Below are 19,974 nucleotides of genomic sequence, written 5' to 3' on the forward strand. Positions count from 1 at the left end.
AGATGAAAATGCTCCAAGGCCGCTTGTGTTTTTATGGCTCTGTCAATATAGAACTGCAGTTGATCTGAAATGACCTAACTTGATGGGCTGACCGACAAGAGGAAATCAACACAGGGTGAATTGAAGAGGAGGGATATTATAATTTATAACGAGGTTGTTAACATCAGTAATGCCTATTTTCCTCCAGTCATATAATTTGCTGGAAGAGATCACGTATCATGAGCACACCTTTTATATCTGCCTGTTTGAAAAGGCCATTTTGCAGAGTCTTTGATTTTTTTGTAACTATAGTAAACAGACAACCAGTCCCCTAAGAGGCTGGTCGTCTGTGTTTACACCATGGTTTACTTGAAGTGAATTGCTTTTTGTGCAGTTTCGTTCGTGATTTGTGTCATAGGTAGACGAAGTCGATCCGATCGAATAAGCCTGTTTTGAGCAAGCAGCCATTTGAGCGGAGCCGGATTAGGCTCAGAAAAGAGAAATTGAATAAGTGGCGTAAGGCTATCAAATTGTTCTCTGGCCTCTTGATTTTTTCCATTACGGAACGATTCATATACTTGTACAAATTGTTGGGTTTCTAAATTGGCACTAGCCAGGATTCCTCCTTTGCTGCCGCAACATAACGAGGCATAAAACAAATCGTCTTCGCCGCACAAAATCGGTTTGGATTGGGTTCTGGTAAGTTGGAATAGACGTTTTATGTCGCCTGTGCTATCTTTCATTCCGATGACATGATCCATCTTCAATATGGTCTTCACTGTGTGCAAATCCAGCGTTGCGGCTGTACGATGCGGGATGTCGTAGAGAATAATGGGCAACCCTGTTTCGGCCAGGGCTAGAAAATGATACACGATTCCCTGCTGTGAAGGACGATTGTAGTAGGGGGTGGCGACCAATGCGGCATCGGCCCCAAGTTCTTTTGCCCGGGCTGTTTTTTTGATGGCAGCGGCCGTATTGTTAGATCCAGTACCTACAATCAAGGGAAGCTCTTCAAGTATAATGCGGGCCTCGTAAATCATCCTTTCAAGCTCTGAATCCCCTACTGTAGGCGATTCCCCGGTTGTTCCGTTGACGACCAGCCCGTGAATTCCGCTATTTCTCAAACGTGTAACGAGCCTCTTAAAAGATTTGATGTCAAGATATCCTTGTTCATCAAACGGCGTGACAATAGGAACCATGACTCCGCGCAATGACTCTTCATTTAGCATCATTTTGATTTCTCCTCTCTCAAGTCATCTCTGTGATGGACAATTGTTGTTATTCGCATGCAAGAATATCGGAGATGGCTCGAATGAGTACTGAGTTTTCTTCTATATTTCCAATTGAAATACGAAGGTGGCCGGGCAGGTTCCATATACCTCCGTATCTCACGATGATCCCATGGGCCATGAGGGATTCGTATATATCTTTTGCTGCAGCCCCTAACTCAACTAACAGAAAATTACTTGTACTTTCCACATAAGGCAGTCCCATTTGTTGAAAAGCGTGATAAAGCTGCAGTTTCCCTTCATGATTTGATTTCAGTGTCAGACGGACATGCTCAACGTCTTGAAGAGCAGCAGTTGCTGCGATTTGAGCTAGTGTGTTCACATTAAACGGTTCCTTGACTTTGGCTATTTGATGAACAAGCATCTCATGGCCCACACCATAACCGACTCTAAGTCCAGCCAGGCCATACAGCTTTGAAAAAGTTTGCAATACAATCACCGGGTATCCGGATCGAACAAATTCAAGGCCATCGGTATAATCGGATTCATGTGCGAACGGACTATATGCGGCATCCAACAGAACAAGGACATGCTTGGGAAGTGCATCCAGGATATAGCGTAGATCTTCCCTCGGAAGGAACGTGCCAGTCGGATTGTTTGGCGAACAAAGGCAAAGCCAGCGGGTTCGGTTGGTCACTGCATTGACGATGGCCTCCCTGTCAAACTTGAACGAAGGACTTAAAGGAACCGGAACGACGGTTGCTCCCATCAGATGCGCGCCAAATTCGTACTCGCTGAACGAAGGCGAACATATAATCACTTCATCTTCTGGTTCCAGGAAGGTTTCGGCAATGAGTGTGATCAGTTCATCACCGCCGTTACTTATGATGAATTGTTCAGGAGCCATCTGATGGTGAGCTGCCAGTGCTTGCCGCAATTGGACGGTGCTCGCATCCGGATATCGATGTAAATCGGATAAGGAATGCGCAATCGCTTCAAGCGCTTTGGGCGATGGACCCAACGGATTTTCGTTAGAAGCTAATTTGATGATATCGGACAGCCCCAACTCTTGTTGGAGTTCCCGGATCGGTTTTCCCGGCGAATAAGGCGACAAGTTACCCAGTGCGCTCCGCAATGGAATCGTGAATGAATGGTTCATGCTGGTTCCTCCTTCCTGTGAAAATGGGCCATATGGCATGAATATAAACCGTCCCATCTGAAAAGTAACCATCCAATTGGGTCCCTTTTCATCAAGCCGATTGGGAAAACTGAGCGGTTGGTCCGGAAAAATACGAAAGTGGATGGTTACGCAATGCTGGATTGCCGTTATATTCAGATTAATTTTACGTTAAGGGGTGAAGAGACAGTATGACTGTGTTGGAACAACTGAACAAGGAAAAAATAATGGCGATGCTTCGAGGCGTACATCCGGATGCAGCGGACCGGACCGTCGAAGCGCTGGCCCAAGGCGGTATTCGTTTCATCGAAGTGACAACCAACACCGAGGGCGTATATGCTCTGATTGAACGATGGAGAAAAACGTATGACCACGATTTAATTGTTGGTGCCGGAACCGTATTGGATGTGGAAATGGCGAAACAAGCCATAGCTTCAGGTGCGCAATTTATGGTGTCACCCAATCTGGATGAAGAGGTAATAGCATACGGTGCCATGCATCACATCGATGTGTATCCCGGTGTCATGACGCCAACGGAAATCGTACGAGCGATCAAGTTTGGGGCAAAGCCGTCAAAGTATTTCCGACTGGCTCGCTTGGAGGCGCTTCCTATTTAAAGGAAATCCGTGGGCCGCTCAATAATATTCCTATGATCGCGTCTGGCAGTGTTGGGCTGAATAATATACGGGAGATTCTCCACGCTGGCGCGTTTGCGGTAGGGATGGGAGGAAGTCTGGTAAAGCAGGATTGGATTGAATCAGGCAATTTTTCTGCTATCCAGAGATTGGCAAAAGAGTTGGTCCATGTTGTAGCCGAGGAGCGGGCGACACATTAAATCCTGGGAAGCACGCTTTAGTATTCGTGTCTGAGCGCACATCAGAGGACAACAACATGTACACCATATCTAATTTGGAAGCCGCATTCAATGCGGCTTTTTTATCTAAGTACAAACAAACCGAAGATGTTGATGGATTTCTTTGTTACTTCAACACAGCCAGCAACCTTAATCATCCGCATTGAAATGTAACAATGCTTGATTATGTAATATGGCTTCTTAAACACTGACACACCGTGGTCAGTGTTATATGTTTATCATAAAGGTTGTAATGGATGAAGGATTATCTTGGACTCGTCTTATTTCCTACACGAGGAATAACGGCGGAATTGGGAGGGGAAGAACTATGGCAACTATCTATCGTGAGATTGAAATCGACTGCAGTCTTGATAAAGCTTGGGATCAGCTTCGGGACTTCGGGAATGCGGCTAGACTATTCGCTGGCGTCCTTGCGGATTGCCAGGAGGCTTCGGGCGAACGAACGGTGACCTTCAACAACGGATATGTGGTTCAGGAGCAGCTAGTAAGTCTAGACGAGGAGAAGTGTCGTCTGGCCTACACTGTAGTGAACGGCGATTTCGCCCATCACAGCGCGTCCATGCAGATGCTCCCTTCTGCTGGAGGAGTAAAATTCGTCTGGATTAGTGATTTCTTGCCCCATGAGGCGAAACAGCGCGTTGAACCTCTTGTCGAGGCAGGCTGTCAAGCAATCAAGCGATTCCTCGAATCACTCTGAATGGGAGGCAGGCGGGAGCTGCATGGTTCTGACGAATTCTTACGAGTGGGGTATATGTTATCACATTGCACGTGAAAGATTTGTATACGGTACGGAAGGACGAACTGGGTACTACTAACAAATAATTACAATGTATGATTTGCTTATGGCTGCCCCATAATATGTCTGTCTTTAAAGGAGGTGTTTCCCGTTTATTTCTATAAAGAAGACTTAATTAATATGATTGTGCCGGATAAACCTGATCCGGCTGCAGCAAAGGTCCTGCAGGAAGCCTTGGGTGGTCGATTCGGTGAGATGCGCACGATGATGCAGTATTTTTTTCAAAGCAGCAATTTTCGGGGGAACAAGGCTCAGTACCGTGACTTAATTCGCGGAGTTTTCCTGGAGGAAATCAGCCATGTTGAGCTGGTCCAGACAACCATTAATCAGCTTCTGAACGGATCGGGAGAGGAGGTACCGGGAAATGCCGGGGTTGATGGAGCTCCGTTGGATGAAGCGGTGCGCCATGCCAATCCGCATCATTATATCGTGGGGGCGCAGGGGTCTTTGCCTGTAGATGCAGCGGGCAATCCCTGGATGGGCAATTACGTATATAACCATGGAAATCTCGTAGCCGATCTGTTGGATAACCTGGTGCTTGAATCAACAGGGGTTTTGCAAAAATCTCGAATTTATGAAATGAGCTCCAACAAAACATTTAGAGAGACACTTGCCTTTCTGATCGTTCGTGATAATGCGCATCAGAATGCATTCGCAAAAGCCCTTGAATCGCTGGGTGTGGAGTGGGGCAAGTTGTTTCCAGTTCCTAATTACGATATCAACAAATATCCGGAATGCAAAAAATACGTGGATATGGGCTTCCACAATGCTCAATTCAACTTCAGATTGGACAATACCCGAATTGCCGAGATCTTCAGCGGAAAATCTCCAAGTCGGAATGGGGGAGAGCTTGAGATAACAGATCCTCCGATGGGTTATCCCGTCCCCGTATTGCCAGAAATGCCAAATGAGCATGCGCCGGGGCTTCACGATTTAAACACATAGCAGGTTCAACGCGAGAAACGATAAAAAACACCATTCTCAATATACATGTTCGTCTGTAAGATTCTGGCTTAGAAGCCAGAGTCTTATTTTTTGTGTGTAAATCCTGTAGACCCCAGGAGTGTGAACATGGACCATTGGGAAATATCGAATGCAAAGCTTGGGACGATCCTGTTGTTTCAGAAATAAGCCGCAACGGTTTTAACGGACCCGGTTTATGGGCAATATAAGCGTAATCTCTCTTGCAAACCCTCCGAGACTTCTTCGGGCACTTCCCTGACCGTGATATCTCCGCCTAGGAAAAGCAGCCAGTTTGTCATTTCAGTTAATTCTTCGGTATGCTCTACATTGACAAAGGTCTGTAGAATAGCAGTGGTTTGGTAAGGATTCGTATACGAAATAGACACGTTTAAAGGATGGTATTTTTTGAATTGGGTGATCGCCTTTGGACCAAGCTCCAGGACAAGGTTAATGACATCTTCCTGTTTGCTTAGCAGTTCTAAAATTTTTTTCTTGCTTGCTCTTTTTTTCGAAGAGTATGGTTCTACATGGGTGAGATGGTCGACAGGAATTATTCGTCTCTTCTCATCCTCTAAGTCAAAGCCTTCAATTAGCCATAGGCTCTTCTCATGGTATAGGTGCAAGAGATAAATGGGATAAGATTCTATGACTTTCCCTTGTTTGACGGTGACCCATAAGTAGCTATCCATCAGAAGGATTTGAATCAGTTTCTCCAACATGGGGTGGGGGAGGTCTGACAGATCAAGCAGGTCCGGATTATGAGGGTTGGTCCCTTCAAAGAGCAGTATTTGATTTAACAGTACAAGGTCATCCTGCTGATTATTTGAGATGAGGCCTAGTAATTTTTCAGCTAAAGAATGACGACTCTTCAGATAAGGGAGCTGCTGATTTCTGGTTGCCATGAAAGCAATAAATAGAGCTTTGATCTCATTATCGGTAAAACGAACCGTGGGCAGAACCGAGTTGTTCATGACAGAATAACCCCCATCCCTTCCAACTTCAGCGACAAGGGGCATTCCCATGGCTTCGATTTCCTTGATATCCCGGATTGCTGTCGAACGGGAAATGTTAAATTCCCGCATGATTTCAGAAATGGTAAAGTGAGCGCGGTTGTTGATATATCGCATGATGATATTAATCCGTTCAACCTTATTCATCGAGGCCTCCTAAACAGTATCATTTTCTGACATGGTTTAAGGTTATTATAAACCTATCAAGTGAAAAGACAAATCATTTGATCATCTTAAAACAAAGGAAGGTTTTGAACATGGCAGATTATATTCTTGAGGAAAAAGACAGCTTTACCGTTTTAGGCATTGGAACAGAGCTGAAGAGCAATTACACCGACTATGCCGGCATAAATAAAGAAAAGGCAGACTTCTGGTCGTCGGTCAAAGAAGATGGAAGACTAGACACATTAAGAGGTTTAGCCGCAAATGACTACATTTTTGCCGTGAACGAAGCGGTGAATAACAAGATGATGCACTATGCTGGTGTTATGACAGAGGCATCGTTACCGGAAGCTACGAGAGTTATCCAATTTCCTAAAGGGGAATATCTCGTGGTAAAAGGGGAAGCCAAGACGGCTGAAGAGCTCAGTAATACCCTTACTGGCATCGCCTTTGGTCAAGTTTTGCCAGAAGCTAAGCATATTGCCTATGTTGGCGGGCCGAATACAACGGTTGAGATGGGGGAGCGAAACGGCTTCATATACGGTGAATTGTGGATACCTGTCGTAAGGAAATAAAGATAAGCAGATGATGATGCGCACATATGCGAGTGTTGCTCAAAGCAGGTTGTAGAGAGCAACACTTGCTCACACTTTAAGGGGGGATAAAATGATGTCCTATACCGTTGATTTTAAACATGTGTCTACGGTTGGTTTAGAGTCTTCACCCGTAGCGGACACGCTTGCTGGCTTACGAGCGAACGAAGCCCGCTACTTTATGAACAAATATAAGCATGAATTTACAGTTGTACCAGCGAGCGAAAGCCAGGAGACCCTTGATTATGTGAACCGAATTTTGAAAGAAGAACGTGATCTTGCGTTTGCGGCCAAACCACTTGAAACGTCGCGTTTTCAAGTGGACAACATCCAGTTTACCTATGTCTTTTATGAGGATGGTCTTGGACTCAATGTCATGTATACGGTGGATGACCCGAAGAAACGGGCCGTTGGCTTTAAGCTTTCTGAGGGAATGGAGATACCGCAGGAATTGGAAGGGAAGTTTAAGTTTGCGAGGCAGAAGTCTACCTTAGCTGGAACCATTCGGGGCTCCTTTTTTGTAATCAAAGGCGAATATTAGAGCTTAATGAGGACCCGAGGCAAGCTGAGGATTACCTTAGCGGAAAATCAAAAAAAAGAACCTGGATAAATGAACAGGTTCTTTTTTTATTGCGTATAAACAGACCCGATGATATAATCAGATCACGACTATGTATTATAAAAAGTCAAAGTTATTTCATCTTACAATTTTATTGTATCATGCAAAAAAAACCTTGTCAAATGTTTTTTTGCAATTTAATGGTTAGGAGAGATGTGAATGAATTCGTTGGTCCTCGGCTTTTGGGAAATCGAGAAAACGCAGCTTTTGCTTGTTGGTGGTAAAGGGCTCCATCTAGGGGAATTATCAAAAATGGAAGGTATACAAGTACCTGAAGGATTTTGTATTACAACCCTGGGTTATCAAAAAGCTATGGAGCAAAACGAAACCTATCATGCTTTGATCCATCAACTGAACCTGCTAAAAGCAGAAGATCGTGATCAAATTGCCGAAATCAGCAGAAGGATCAGGCAAAGCATTGTGGAAGTAGAAATTCCTTCCGAAGTTGCAGAAGCCGTTACTCAGTATCTCTCCCGGTTTGGCGAAGACCACGCTTATGCTGTGCGTTCTAGCGCGACTGCTGAAGATCTACCACACGCCTCTTTTGCAGGACAACAAGACACCTATTTGAATATCATCGGCATCGATGCCATCCTGCAGCATATCAGCAAATGCTGGGCTTCCCTATTCACGGATCGCGCGGTCATCTATCGTATGCAAAACGGGTTTGACCACAGCCAGGTGTATTTGTCCGTTGTCGTTCAGAGAATGATTTTCCCGCAGGCTTCAGGGATTATATTTACCGCGGATCCCATGACTTCGAACCGAAAGCTGCTATCCATCGATGCCAGCTTTGGACTTGGAGAAGCATTGGTCTCTGGCTTGGTATCCGCCGATGGTTATCAAGTGCAGGAAGGGAAAATCGTTGACAAAAGGATAGCAACCAAAACATTGGCGATCTATGGTCGAAAAGAAGGCGGAACAGAGACCCAGCAGATTGATCTCGATCAGCAAAAGGCTCAAACACTTACGGAGCAGCAAATTTTAGAGCTGGCACGCATCGGAAGACTGATCGAAGCTTATTTTGGCTCACCCCAGGACATCGAATGGTGTTTGGACCAGGATACTTTTTACATTGTCCAGAGTCGGCCCATCACGACGTTATATCCTATCCCTGAAGCGAAGGATGAAGACAATCACGTTTACGTATCTGTCGGACATCAGCAAATGATGACAGATCCCATGAAACCGCTGGGATTGTCTTTTTACCTGTTAACAACTCCTGCCCCTATGCGTACAGCCGGTGGAAGGCTGTTTGTTGATGTTACACCTATGCTGGCTTCGCCTGTCAGCAGAGAAACGATATTGAATACTCTGGGTCAATCTGATCCGCTTATTAAAGACGCGCTTATGACCATAATTGAGCGAGATTTTATCACATTATTACCAAATGAAAACAAAGAACCGGCTCCCAGTAACAGCAAAGCTAAATCGACGCCGGGTGTTCAAGCACCGATCGAATACGATCCGTCCATCGTTTCTGATTTAATCAAACGCAGTCAAGCCTCAATAGAAGAGTTGAAACATAACATCCAAACGAAATCGGGATCCGGTTTGTTTGATTTTATCCTCGAAGATTTTCAGCAATTAAAGAAGATATTATTTGACCCGCAAAGCTCAGCTATCATTATGGCCGCTATGGATGCTTCAGCGTGGATCAATGAAAACATGGAGAAGTGGTTAGGTGAAAAAAACGCAGCAGATACACTTTCTCAATCGGTATCAGGCAATATTACTTCGGAAATGGGACTTGCGCTATTGGATGTCGCTGATGTAATACGTCCTTATCCAGAAGTGATTGATTATTTACAGCATGTAAAAGACGACAGCTTTATGGATGAACTGATCAAGCTGGACGGTGGACCGGAAGCCCGGGACGCTATCTACGATTATCTGGGCAAATACGGCATGCGCTGTGCTGGAGAAATCGATGTAACCCGCACTCGTTGGAGCGAAAAACCCATTACACTTGTTCCGTTAATTCTTGGCAATATCAAAAACGTTGAGCCTCATGCAAGCCAGCGGAAATTTGAACAAGGGCGGCAGGAAGCTCTGGCAAAAGAACAAGCGATATTAGATCGATTGAAGTCATTACCGGATGGTGAACAAAAAGCAAAAGAAACCAAGCGAAGGATTGACCTTATTCGGAATTTCAGCGGCTACCGGGAATATCCCAAATACGGCATGGTGAATCGCTACTTCGTATATAAACAGGCGCTACTGAAAGAAGCCGAACGACTCGTACAAGCGGGCGTTATTCATGACCAGGAAGATATATATTTTCTCACTTTTGAAGAATTTCACGAACTCGTACGCACCCATAAACTGGACTGCCAGATCATCAGCCAACGAAAAGAAGAGTACAGGTTATACGAAAAGCTAACGCCGCCACGCGTCATCACATCGGATGGTGAAATCATTGCTGGTAAATACAAACGAGAACATCTCCCAGCCGATGCTATGGCAGGTCTGCCTGTTTCTTCCGGAGTGGTAGAGGGACGCGCACGTGTCATCTTAAACATGGAAGAAGCTGATCTCGAAGAAGGAGATATATTAGTCACCTCTTTTACGGATCCAAGCTGGACACCGTTGTTCGTTTCCATAAAAGGTCTGGTCACCGAAGTTGGTGGACTGATGACCCATGGAGCCGTGATCGCACGAGAATATGGCTTACCGGCCGTTGTAGGCGTGGAGAATGCAACTACAAGGATCCTAGACGGGCAGCGCATTCGCGTGCATGGAACAGAAGGGTATATCGAAATCGTGTAAAACGTACCTTCACGGATAGTAAGAAGCCTGGCTAGAGAGCCGGAAATATGGTCTATGTGGACATAAAGCTTACCATTACATCTGCTATCAAGGAAGTAATCGTAAGATTGACTAATGGGGCATTTTAGTTAAAAAATTATGACGCAACTCTGCGGTTGCTTAAGGTTGACAAGCAACCGTAGAGTTGCATATAATCGATATATGAATTGGGATAAGGATGCTGTATTCAAAGCGCTTGGCGACTCGACTCGGCGACTTATGCTGGACGAACTATCCGAACGCAACGAGCTGACGTTGTATGAACTTACGGTTCGTCTCATTATGAAGCACGAACTCTCGATTTCAAGGCAAGCGATAGCTAAACATCTTGCTGTTCTGGAAGATGCAGGACTTGTTATATCAAAGCGAAAGGGTAAATTTCGAGTCGTAATATTTAACAACGAACCGCTTAAGAATTTGCTGAATGGATGGATAGACTAATTTTAGTACAACCCATATGTCGAAGGAGGCACTAACAGTATGAAAATCGTAGTTACCAGTCTTTTTGTACAAGATCAGGACAAGGCATTGGCATTTTATTCTGAGAAGCTCGGTTTTGTTAAGAAGCAGGACGTACCTGTCGGAGAATTCAGGTGGATAACGCTTGCTTCTCCCGATGATCAAGACGGCACGGAGCTGCTGCTCGAACCGAATGACCATCCTGCCGCCAAGGAATTTCAAAAGAAGATATTCGCTGATGGAATACCAGCAACCATGTTTGGTGTGGAAGATATTCAAGCAGAGTACGAAAGACTAGTAGACAAAGGTGTAAAGTTTACGATGCAACCGACTAAAATGGGCGAGCTCACCATAGCCGTCTTAGACGATACATGCGGGAACCTGATTCAGATCGTGCAGAAGTAACTTCTCAAAAAAAAGTGAAATGGTCCCTTAAATCCAAACTGGAAGCATGACAAAACACAAAACCCAACGATCAGTACTCAAGTCCTGATCGTTGGGTTTTGTTTTGCATTTGCATTGTCCCAGTTCCCGATAGTGACAATAATGTCACACGGAATCGATTATTGTTATGTCAATCGAAGGAAATAAATGGGTGTCCCATTTATACTGGAAATTGCTTGACGAATTTATTTCCGAAAGAGGGATATTCACGGATGACTGATGTTATGAAAGCGATAATACTTGGCATAATAGAGGGCTTAACTGAATTTTTACCAGTCTCGTCTACTGGACATCTTATTTTAGCAGGGCATTTGCTTAGCTTTGAGGGACAGACTGCAATAACTTTTAAAATTGTTATACAGCTGGGTGCGGTGATGGCAGTTCTGCTTCTTTATTGGAAAAGGTATTTGGCCATCGGGGCTAATCTCATTAGAATGGATTTTTCCCCAAGTAAAGGGTTAAATGTAATTCATATGATGTTGGCTATGCTGCCAGCATTAATTCTGTACCTTCTCTTCAAGGATACAATAAAAAGCCAATTATTCGGCCCAATTCCGGTCCTGATCGGTCTGGTTGCTGGTGGCTTGTTGATGATCATCGCCGCACGGAGCAGGAGAACGGAAACTGCAGAGACTATGGATAGGATTCATTATAAACAAGCGTTTGGGATTGGTCTGTTCCAGTGTCTGGCTTTGTGGCCGGGATTTTCGAGATCGGGTTCGACGATTTCAGGCGGCCTTTTGCTTGGCACCAGTCAAAAAGCCGCCGCCGATTTTACGTTCCTTATTTCCGTGCCTGTTATGTTTGGTGCAAGCGTGTTGGACTTGTACGATAGTCGAGAATTGCTGGACTCTGACGATTTATTCCTAATGGCCATTGGCTTTATGACATCCTTTCTTGTAGCTATGATTGCAGTAGTGACGTTTATTAAATTGATTAAGCGGCTTCGATTGGAATGGTTTGCTCTATATCGTTTTGTCTTAGCAGGGCTATTTTACTTAATCGTCCTTCAGTAACCGATAAATGAGTAGCATATTGATGCAGTATAACACAAGCGTGTATAATTGATTTGATTCAAATTACACAATTCTCGTTAAAGAAAGTGTGGTACTTCCATCAATGGTTAAAGTGGATAGACGAAGTCTCAGATCTCAAGAGTCGATTAAGGGCGCTTTTATTGCGCTGCTGGCAGAAAAAAGCTTTGACGAAATTACGATACAGGATATTGCCGATAAGGCAAACGTAGGCCGAAGAACCATCTATCTTCATTATTTGGATAAATACGATCTGTTAGACAGACTCATTGAAGAGTACATTAGCGAGCTGAGGAGGCTCTGCCAATCCTCGTCGGATTTGAGCTTTGTGGATGCGATGCGGATCTGGTTTGAATTTTTCGAACAGAATTACTCCTTCTTCGCGACCATTTTGGCGAGTAAGGGCGCTTCTTCATTCCGCAGCGGTTTTATTAAGCTTGTCAGTGAAGAACTCGAGGGTGAATTGGATGTAGCTGAAGGCATAAATAAGGGCTTCAGTAAAGATATCGTTCGCAAATTTATGGTAACGGCGACGGTGGGGATCATAGAATCCTACTTTACCAAGGAAATCACCGACCCGATCGATGTCGTGTCCGAACAAGTTGGGCGCTTGTTAGAGCGGAATCTATAAGGAGTTGAAGCGGAGCTCTACTGGGAGGTATGGATTTATGATCCATGCCTTTTTGTATTTTCGTAATCACGGCACAATTTCGATCGATGTGTGCATTAATGCACACGATGCGGTCATTTGATCATTGAAGATATTTCATTCCTGTTTAAAATAATACACATGAGGTCGTTATCGCACACTTACGCATTAACGAGATTTCATAACCATGATGCATCAGAAAAAGACATGGATCCATTTGTAAGTGATCCAATCGGCGAAAATAGCAGGTCAATCACAATAAAAAACAATCGGAGGACTAAAATTATGCAAAAAAACGTTAAATTTAAAAACAACCAATTGTTGTTGGCAGGTAACTTGTATGTTCCAGCTGGATTCGATGAAACCAAGAAATATCCGGCAATCGTTGTCTCCCATCCTGGCGGCGGCGTAAAAGAACAGACGGCGGGACTTTACGCGAATAAACTTTCTGAATCAGGTTTTATAACTTTAGCATTCGATGCATCCTATCAAGGAGAGAGTGAAGGGACCCCGCGTTATCTCGAAGATCCGTATGCTCGTACAGAAGATGTTCGTGCAGCAGTGGACTATTTAACGACATTATCCTATGTAGATACCCGTAAAATTGGCGCGTTAGGTGTTTGTGCCGGCGGGGGCTATACAGTAGCGGCTGCACAAACCGAACGCCGCATTAAAGCTGTAGCAACGGTTAGCATGGTCGATATCGGATCACTATTTAGTGAAGGGATTGCTCGTGCAGTACCGGTCGAAGACCAAATCAAACTGTTGGAACAAGTTTCTGGACAACGGACAGCCGAAGCCAATGGAAGTGAAACGCTCCATGGTCCGTATGTGCCGCAGGAATTGGAAGAAGGCATGACGGGTACAATGGCGGAAGGACACGAATATTATGTAACCGCACGCGGATGCCACGAAAATGCACCTAACCGTTTCGTGTTTACAAGCTTCGATAAAATTTTTACCTTCTCTGCATTTAGCCACATTGATAAGTTCTTAACGCAGCCATTTTTAGCGATTGCCGGTAGTGATGCGGATACTCGCTACTTCAGCGAAGAAGCGGTTCAAGATGCTGCTAGTCGGGATAAAGAATTATTCATCATGGACGGTGCTACACACGTTGCATTATACGACCAGCCTGAATACGTGGGTCCGGCAGTGGAAAAGTTAGAGCAGTTCTTTACAGATCATCTAAAATAATATGATTCGCTTAGATTCAATAAACAAGGGAAAGGAGTATTAATGTGACCTCTATATTAATTCTTGGAGCCGGAGGGCAAATCGCAGACCAAGCGATTGATTTATTCCTGCAGGAAACCGATGTACAGTTGACTCTATATCTGCGAAACGCAAACAGACTGAAGAAATATGAATCAAATCGTGCACGCCTGGTCGAAGGCGACGTCTTGGATCACACAACATTAAGAGAATCAATGGAAGGACAAGATGCGGTTTATGCCAATCTGTCCGGCGACGATCTGGAGGACCAAGCGAAAGCCATCGTAGATGCAATGGAATCGACGGGCGTGAAACGCTTGATTTTTATCAGCTCGCTCGGTATTTATGATGAAGTCCCGGGAGATTTCGGCAAGTGGAATAACCGCACAATCGGTGAATATTTGGGACCATATCGCAAATCAGTCGATGTTATCGAGGCCTCGAATCTCGACTACACCGTACTCAGACCTGCATGGCTGACCGATTATGACGAGATTGAATATGAGGTTACGGAGAAGGGCGAGCCGTTCAAAGGCACGGAAGTATCGCGCAAGAGCGTCGCGGCCCTAGTTGTCAAATTAATTGAATCTTCGGATCTCCATGTTCGCGGAAATTTAGGGGTCAACAAGCCGAATACCGATGGTGAAAAGCCAGCCTTCTATTAAGCAGTTCCCGCTTAGTTTATAAAGAAGATCATAGTAAAATGAGGGTGTCTCAAAAGATATTAGACCTTGCGAGATGCCCTTTTTGCTGTCTGAAGACGTCCATGAGCGAATCGTTCCACCTGTACGGTTACCCTGACCCCAAGAGTCAGGAATGGTTCTGAGCAAGATAGTGCTACTTTTTAAACGCAAAGAAACCAATCTTTGGTAAAATAGAGATGTGATTCACCTTTTACGATAGCAGCAGCAGGGAGGACGGGGAAAATGAATAACAACAGCTTTCATACATCCAACAAGCACGCCAGTGTGATTCTGAACAGCTACCTGAGATGGACAGGAAAGTCGCTTCTTGATCATTCAGTTGAATCAGGTACAGAATCAGAAGTACTGTTCCGGGCTCCACTCGTCATACTGTCCCATGGAACAGAGCCGGACCCGATTTTGAACTATGGTAATCAGATGGCGCTTGAATTGTGGGAAGTAAACAGGGAGACCTTCACCCAAACGCCCTCGAGGCTAACGGCAGAACCGATGGAGCGCGAGGAACGCGCGGCCTTCCTGAAAGCTGTCAGTGAATATGGATATGTCGATAATTATACAGGTATTCGTATTTCCAGCACCGGCAGAAGATTCTATATCATGCAGGCGACGGTATGGAATCTTACAGACGATAACGATGTATTTCATGGACAAGCTGCTGCTTTTCGTCAATTTCGTTACATAGAATGAAAGAAGCATATGACGATATGGCCACAATAGCTGTGACTTGAAGAAGGAGGAATAAGCTTTTCCTTCATTGACTATAGAATTTTAATGTTAGTAAGTGATGATGTTCTGAGAATTCAGGGGATACCAGGGTTACCGCATCAATTTTCAATATGTTTGTCGTCCATAAATAATATTCAGAAATGAGGAACCGTTATGGAGGAAAAAGATGGTCGTGTATCAAATGATACCACCGTGGAATCTATCAAAAGTTTAACAGATAAAGATGCGAAGACTTTCTTGAACCTTATATACGCAGTTTTGAAAGATAACACGAGTCCTAAAGAACAATTGATTTCAAATGTATTGTCCATTTATGAGAAGCAAATACCGAGAGTGGTTAAAGCAAGACAGAATCATAATGATGGATCAAGCTGATAGATATAAAAGCCGTATAAGTTACACCTAAAGAAGAGGCTGGACTCTCTCACAAGGCGTTCAAAACCGGTAGTCGTGAGACGCACGATCTACGGAACGGATTTTACTGTCGCAGCAACTTTTCTAAGATCTATGTGTTACTATTGGAGTATTGAACTTTACATTAAGTGGGTGATCATTACTTGAAGATTAAGAAATGGAAAAATGCAATTGCCGTTATACTTATGATATCCGTACTTTTACCGCTGGGAGCACAAAAATCGGATGCGGCTTCGAAGTACGTTGAACTGGAGTTGCAATGGGAAGACGGCCGAATCTCTCATATTGAGACGCTGCTTAAGGACGGGGTTACTTACGCAAGTTTTTTCTCACTCGGCAGTGCGGCAGGTCTGCTGTGGAAGATGGAAGGTGACGATGTGGCCGTTCTGACAAGGGATCAGAAACGCATTGTTGTACACATGGGCAGCAAAATTGCTGAAGTTGATGGTCGAAAAGTGGATATGGGCAGAGAGCCTGTGTGGTATATCAGTCACCTTTATGTGCCGATTCAATTTCTCGCATCTGCTCTGGATGGGGAAGTGGCTAATCGTGACACAAAGACGGGGAAGGTAACCGTGACTGGACTCCACAATTATACGGATACTTTCTATGGCAGCATGATGGGATACAGCTATGTGATTCGTGCAGCAAGAGGGGATCTTGAGATTACTAATGCTGTTACGGGACAAAAGAATTCGATTCCGCTAGGCATCAAGGACATTAATGTGAATACTCACGATCTCAGCTTACAATTCAAGCGGACTCCCGAAAATTTACTTATTGTAATCATTGAGTATTCTAATCGAAAGACTGGAGAATATGATCTGTATGCATTAGTATTTAAGAATAAAGGGCTAATTCGCAAATCTGTTGCTCACGGGTTAATGGAGCAGCATGAATGGTTGAAGTCGGACGGCACCATTCAACTCATTGATGATCACAATATACGTATGATTGATGATGGAAGCGGCAATGTACTTGAAGTGATTGCTCGGTAACGTTGGACAACAAGAACATAAAGACTCTAAAAGTCGCTTAATATGCGACTTTTTTTGAGGCTCCATAAAAAGAAGAGGGCTATGGGAACAAGGTGTTCAAGTCCCAAATCCATAAAAAAATTTGGCGCTTTAGCCTTTCTACTCTTTTTATTTTTGTACCTAATGGGTAATAAGATGATGTTGGCTCTGATGGGAGGGATACGCGCATTACCACGTATGAGGGAGATGAATCAATAGCTCCTTCGAGTGCATTCTGTATTTTTCACCAAGTTGTCAGAAAGAGTTGACCCTTTCTTGAACGTTTAGGGACGAAGACGTGTCAGTGATTGATTTGCTAGGAGACAAAGATATAATAATTTTAACTATTAGGTTTCATCTAGTCATTTAAATGCATGTAGTACCAGGTTTATACAGGCTCGCAAGATCTCGCTTCAGTCGGGCAAACGGTAGTCAAACGAAGCAACCAACATATTGCCCAACACAGTGCTGTCATTTACGTTACTTTGTGAAAAAATTCTCTTTTTATATAACAGAGATCGAGGAACGATTCATAAAACGCAGCTTGCAGCGATGTCGCCTAAAGCCTATCCAAACCTGATATTGAATGCAGCCCAACGGGTGGCAGGCCTAATCCAAAGTTTAATTTATCACAATAATGGAACAGAGTTTAAAAGGAGGCAGTATAAAATGGCAATTGATACGGTAATGTGGAGCAGGCTGGTGACAGGCATGACACTCGCATTCCACGTTATTTTTGCGACACTTGGTGTCGGTATACCCTTAATGATCGCTATTGCAGAGTTCATCGGGATTCGCAAGAAAGATCCCCATTATACACTGATGGCGAAGAGGTGGGCACGAGGTTTTGTCATTTCTGTCGCGGTTGGTGTCGTGACCGGCACCGTGATCTCCCTGCAGTTGGCTCTGGTGTGGCCGAACTTTATGAAGCTGGCTGGGAATGTCATTGCACTGCCATTATTCATGGAAGTGTTTGCGTTCTTTTTTGAGGCCATTTTCCTGGGCATTTATTTGTATACGTGGGATCGATTCAAAAATCCGTATATCCACTGGTTGCTGACCATTCCGATTGTGTTGGGCGCAGGCATGTCGGCTGTCTTCATTACAACGGTGAACGGATTCATGAACCAGCCTGGAGGCTTTGTGATGGAAGCAGGCCAATTCACGGCGGTTGACCCGGTGCAAGCGATGCTGAATACGGCAACGTTCTCCAAGGTGTTCCATGTATTAAGCTCGGCCTATTTGACAGGGGCAGCCCTGTTAGCCGGTATCGCAGCCTTTGCGATGCTGAGAAAAGGGGTATCCGCCTACCACAAAAAAGCCTTGAACCTCATGATGGCCGTTGTTTTACTGTTCGGGGTGCTGAACACGTTAGCCGGGGATGTGTCCGCCAAGTTTTTGGCTGAGCATCAGCCGGAGAAGCTTGCTGCGGCAGAGTGGCATTTTGAGACGGAAAGCGGCGCGGATTTGATTCTAATGGGATGGCTGAATGCAGAGCATGAAATTCTAGGGGCTCTTCACCTGCCGAAACTGCTCAGCTTCCTGGCCTTTGGAGACTTTAATGCAGAGGTAACGGGGCTGGAGGAATTTCCCCAGGACGAATGGCCGCCGCTTCTCGTTCATTACCTGTTTGATTTGATGGCCGGAATCGGATTTGCTCTGCTCGCTATTGCGGTGCTGTATTTCCTGTTTGTGTTCTGGAAAAAACGCAATGAGCTTAACAAGTGGATGCTTCGCATTATCGCACTGGGCGCACCGCTTGCTTTCCTGGCTGTTGAGCTGGGCTGGTTCTATGCGGAAATTGGGCGACAGCCGTGGATTATCCGCGGGATTATGCGGGTGGAGGAAGCTGCTACGTCTTCACCGAATATAAGAATTTTATTCTTCGTTTTCTTGCTCCTGTACATCGTACTGGGCATCATGTGTGTAATCGTGTTAAGACGCTTGTTCAACAATAATCCGGCGGAAGTCGAGATGGAGAAATGGCTGAAGGAAAAGCCTGATCCATCTACGGAGAAGGGTGGTCCTGCATCATGAGTTACGAATTGATTGGCATCTCGGTGCTGTGGCTGTTCTTGTACGGCTATCTAATTATAGCCTCTATTGATTTCGGGGCGGGCTTCTTCGCTTTCTATGCACGCTTGACGAAGCAGGATCATCTGATTAATCGTTTGATCTCCCGTTATTTATCACCCGTTTGGGAGATCACGAATGTATTTTTTGTCTTTTTCTACATTGGTATCGTCGGATTTTTTCCGGACACGGCCTTTTATTATGGCTCCGCGCTGCTTGTTCCGGCCAGCATAGCCGTAATACTGCTTGCGATTCGCGGTTCGTTTTATGCTTTTGAAAATTACGGCTCCAAGAAAAACATTGTGTATCTGTTCTTATACGGAGCAACAGGTTTGCTTATTCCCGCTTCATTATCAGTGGCGCTAACGTTGTCTGAAGGCGGCTTTATCGTGAAGCAGGGGGAGACGGTTTCTCTGGATTACTGGGAGCTGTTTACCAATCCGTTATCGTGGAGCATTGTGGGACTCGCAATAGTGTCCGTGTTGTTCATTAGCGGCACATTTTTGACATTTTACGCTTCTCGGGCAGAGGATCATTCTGCGCTGAAGCTGATGCGGAATTATGCCCTGTTCTGGAGCACACCGACCATTATTCTCGCACTGACAGCATTTATTTATTTGGGTCAGCACAATGAGCGTCATTTTCAAAATATGATGGATTTATGGTGGCTGCTCGCGCTTTCCGTTGCTTTCTTCATGATTACGATGTGGCTGTTATACAACGGACGACGTTACGGTTTAGCTTTTATATGCGTCATGCTGCAATTTTTCTGTGCCTTTTTCGCTTACGGGATTGGGCAATACCCTTATATTCTTGATCCGTACATCACGATTCAGAGCAGCGCAACTTCACCGGCCATGGGCTTCGCACTGGTTGTTGTGTTTGTCGGTGGACTGCTCCTGTTGATCCCATCCCTTATTCTGGTGTTCCGACTATTCCTGTTTGATGCGGATTATGTAAAAGGGAAAAAATAAAGAGAATTGATCCATTACGGCTTGTAACAGGTTTCTATACAGGCCTATATATATAA

General features: G+C 44.7%; 19 protein-coding genes and 1 pseudogene. 17 read left to right on the plus strand and 3 right to left on the minus strand.

What is annotated here, in order from left to right; all coding sequences use genetic code 11:
- Positions 1-344: 344 nt before the first annotated feature.
- Entirely contained in the window at positions 345-1,211 is an 867-nt protein-coding gene (gene dapA / locus B9D94_RS13110; RefSeq protein ID WP_367613815.1) for a 4-hydroxy-tetrahydrodipicolinate synthase, read from the minus strand.
- A 46-nt stretch (positions 1,212-1,257) separates the two neighbouring features.
- Positions 1,258-2,367 (minus strand): histidinol-phosphate transaminase, encoded by a 1,110-nt coding sequence (gene hisC / locus B9D94_RS13115; RefSeq protein WP_063480715.1) that lies wholly within the window; start codon positions 2,365-2,367, stop codon positions 1,258-1,260.
- Between the two features lie 251 nt (positions 2,368-2,618).
- Here hisC and B9D94_RS13120 point away from each other — a divergent pair.
- From B9D94_RS13120 to B9D94_RS13130, 3 genes and pseudogenes are all read left to right on the plus strand, one after another.
- Positions 2,619-3,220, plus strand: a pseudogene (locus B9D94_RS13120) (bifunctional 4-hydroxy-2-oxoglutarate aldolase/2-dehydro-3-deoxy-phosphogluconate aldolase).
- 346 nt (positions 3,221-3,566) lie between these two features.
- Positions 3,567-3,956, plus strand: coding sequence for an SRPBCC family protein (locus B9D94_RS13125; protein WP_172963941.1), 390 nt, complete (start codon positions 3,567-3,569; stop codon positions 3,954-3,956).
- Between the two features lie 219 nt (positions 3,957-4,175).
- Positions 4,176-5,000 (plus strand): manganese catalase family protein, encoded by an 825-nt coding sequence (locus B9D94_RS13130; protein ID WP_367613816.1) that lies wholly within the window; start codon positions 4,176-4,178, stop codon positions 4,998-5,000.
- A gap of 212 nt (positions 5,001-5,212) precedes the next feature.
- Here B9D94_RS13130 and B9D94_RS13135 read toward each other — a convergent pair whose 3' ends face one another.
- Positions 5,213-6,175 (minus strand): helix-turn-helix transcriptional regulator, encoded by a 963-nt coding sequence (locus B9D94_RS13135; RefSeq protein WP_063480716.1) that lies wholly within the window; start codon positions 6,173-6,175, stop codon positions 5,213-5,215.
- A 110-nt stretch (positions 6,176-6,285) separates the two neighbouring features.
- On the opposite strand from B9D94_RS13135, the gene B9D94_RS13140 reads away from it, so the two are divergent.
- From B9D94_RS13140 to B9D94_RS13205, 14 genes are all read left to right on the plus strand, one after another.
- Positions 6,286-6,765 (plus strand): GyrI-like domain-containing protein, encoded by a 480-nt coding sequence (locus B9D94_RS13140; RefSeq protein ID WP_006210348.1) that lies wholly within the window; start codon positions 6,286-6,288, stop codon positions 6,763-6,765.
- 94 nt (positions 6,766-6,859) lie between these two features.
- Entirely contained in the window at positions 6,860-7,324 is a 465-nt protein-coding gene (locus tag B9D94_RS13145; RefSeq protein ID WP_036637757.1) for a DUF8821 family protein, read from the plus strand.
- 237 nt (positions 7,325-7,561) lie between these two features.
- The gene (gene ppsA / locus B9D94_RS13150; protein ID WP_148247215.1) at positions 7,562-10,171 is read left to right on the plus strand and encodes a phosphoenolpyruvate synthase; all 2,610 of its coding nucleotides are present in this window, start codon (positions 7,562-7,564) and stop codon (positions 10,169-10,171) included.
- A 201-nt stretch (positions 10,172-10,372) separates the two neighbouring features.
- Entirely contained in the window at positions 10,373-10,651 is a 279-nt protein-coding gene (locus tag B9D94_RS13155) for an ArsR/SmtB family transcription factor (RefSeq protein WP_006210345.1), read from the plus strand.
- A 39-nt stretch (positions 10,652-10,690) separates the two neighbouring features.
- A complete protein-coding gene (locus B9D94_RS13160; protein WP_006210344.1) occupies positions 10,691-11,074 on the plus strand; it encodes a VOC family protein in 384 nt (127 codons plus the stop codon).
- Positions 11,075-11,325: 251 nt separating this feature from the next.
- Positions 11,326-12,129 (plus strand): undecaprenyl-diphosphate phosphatase, encoded by an 804-nt coding sequence (locus B9D94_RS13165; protein ID WP_006210343.1) that lies wholly within the window; start codon positions 11,326-11,328, stop codon positions 12,127-12,129.
- A 103-nt stretch (positions 12,130-12,232) separates the two neighbouring features.
- The gene (locus tag B9D94_RS13170) at positions 12,233-12,778 is read left to right on the plus strand and encodes a TetR/AcrR family transcriptional regulator (RefSeq protein ID WP_036637761.1); all 546 of its coding nucleotides are present in this window, start codon (positions 12,233-12,235) and stop codon (positions 12,776-12,778) included.
- Positions 12,779-13,081: 303 nt separating this feature from the next.
- Positions 13,082-13,993 (plus strand): alpha/beta hydrolase, encoded by a 912-nt coding sequence (locus B9D94_RS13175; RefSeq protein ID WP_006210341.1) that lies wholly within the window; start codon positions 13,082-13,084, stop codon positions 13,991-13,993.
- Positions 13,994-14,037: 44 nt separating this feature from the next.
- Positions 14,038-14,676 (plus strand): SDR family oxidoreductase, encoded by a 639-nt coding sequence (locus B9D94_RS13180; protein WP_006210340.1) that lies wholly within the window; start codon positions 14,038-14,040, stop codon positions 14,674-14,676.
- A 261-nt stretch (positions 14,677-14,937) separates the two neighbouring features.
- A complete protein-coding gene (locus B9D94_RS13185; RefSeq protein WP_006210339.1) occupies positions 14,938-15,402 on the plus strand; it encodes an MEKHLA domain-containing protein in 465 nt (154 codons plus the stop codon).
- A gap of 192 nt (positions 15,403-15,594) precedes the next feature.
- Positions 15,595-15,816: a hypothetical protein gene (locus B9D94_RS13190; protein ID WP_148247216.1), complete on the plus strand. Its 222-nt coding sequence runs from the start codon at positions 15,595-15,597 to the stop codon at positions 15,814-15,816.
- Positions 15,817-15,998: 182 nt separating this feature from the next.
- A complete protein-coding gene (locus tag B9D94_RS13195; protein ID WP_063480720.1) occupies positions 15,999-16,853 on the plus strand; it encodes a stalk domain-containing protein in 855 nt (284 codons plus the stop codon).
- Between the two features lie 687 nt (positions 16,854-17,540).
- Positions 17,541-18,908 carry a cytochrome ubiquinol oxidase subunit I gene (locus B9D94_RS13200; protein WP_063480722.1) on the plus strand — a complete coding sequence of 456 codons (1,368 nt, stop codon included), beginning with the start codon at positions 17,541-17,543 and terminating at the stop codon, positions 18,906-18,908.
- The gene (locus tag B9D94_RS13205; protein ID WP_006210333.1) at positions 18,905-19,918 is read left to right on the plus strand and encodes a cytochrome d ubiquinol oxidase subunit II; all 1,014 of its coding nucleotides are present in this window, start codon (positions 18,905-18,907) and stop codon (positions 19,916-19,918) included. Before B9D94_RS13200 ends, B9D94_RS13205 begins: the two co-directional genes overlap by 4 nt.
- The last annotated feature ends 56 nt before the right edge of the window (positions 19,919-19,974 follow it).

The sequence above is a fragment of the Paenibacillus sp. Cedars genome (assembly GCF_003184205.1).
GTDB lineage: Bacteria > Bacillota > Bacilli > Paenibacillales > Paenibacillaceae > Paenibacillus_AQ > Paenibacillus_AQ glucanolyticus.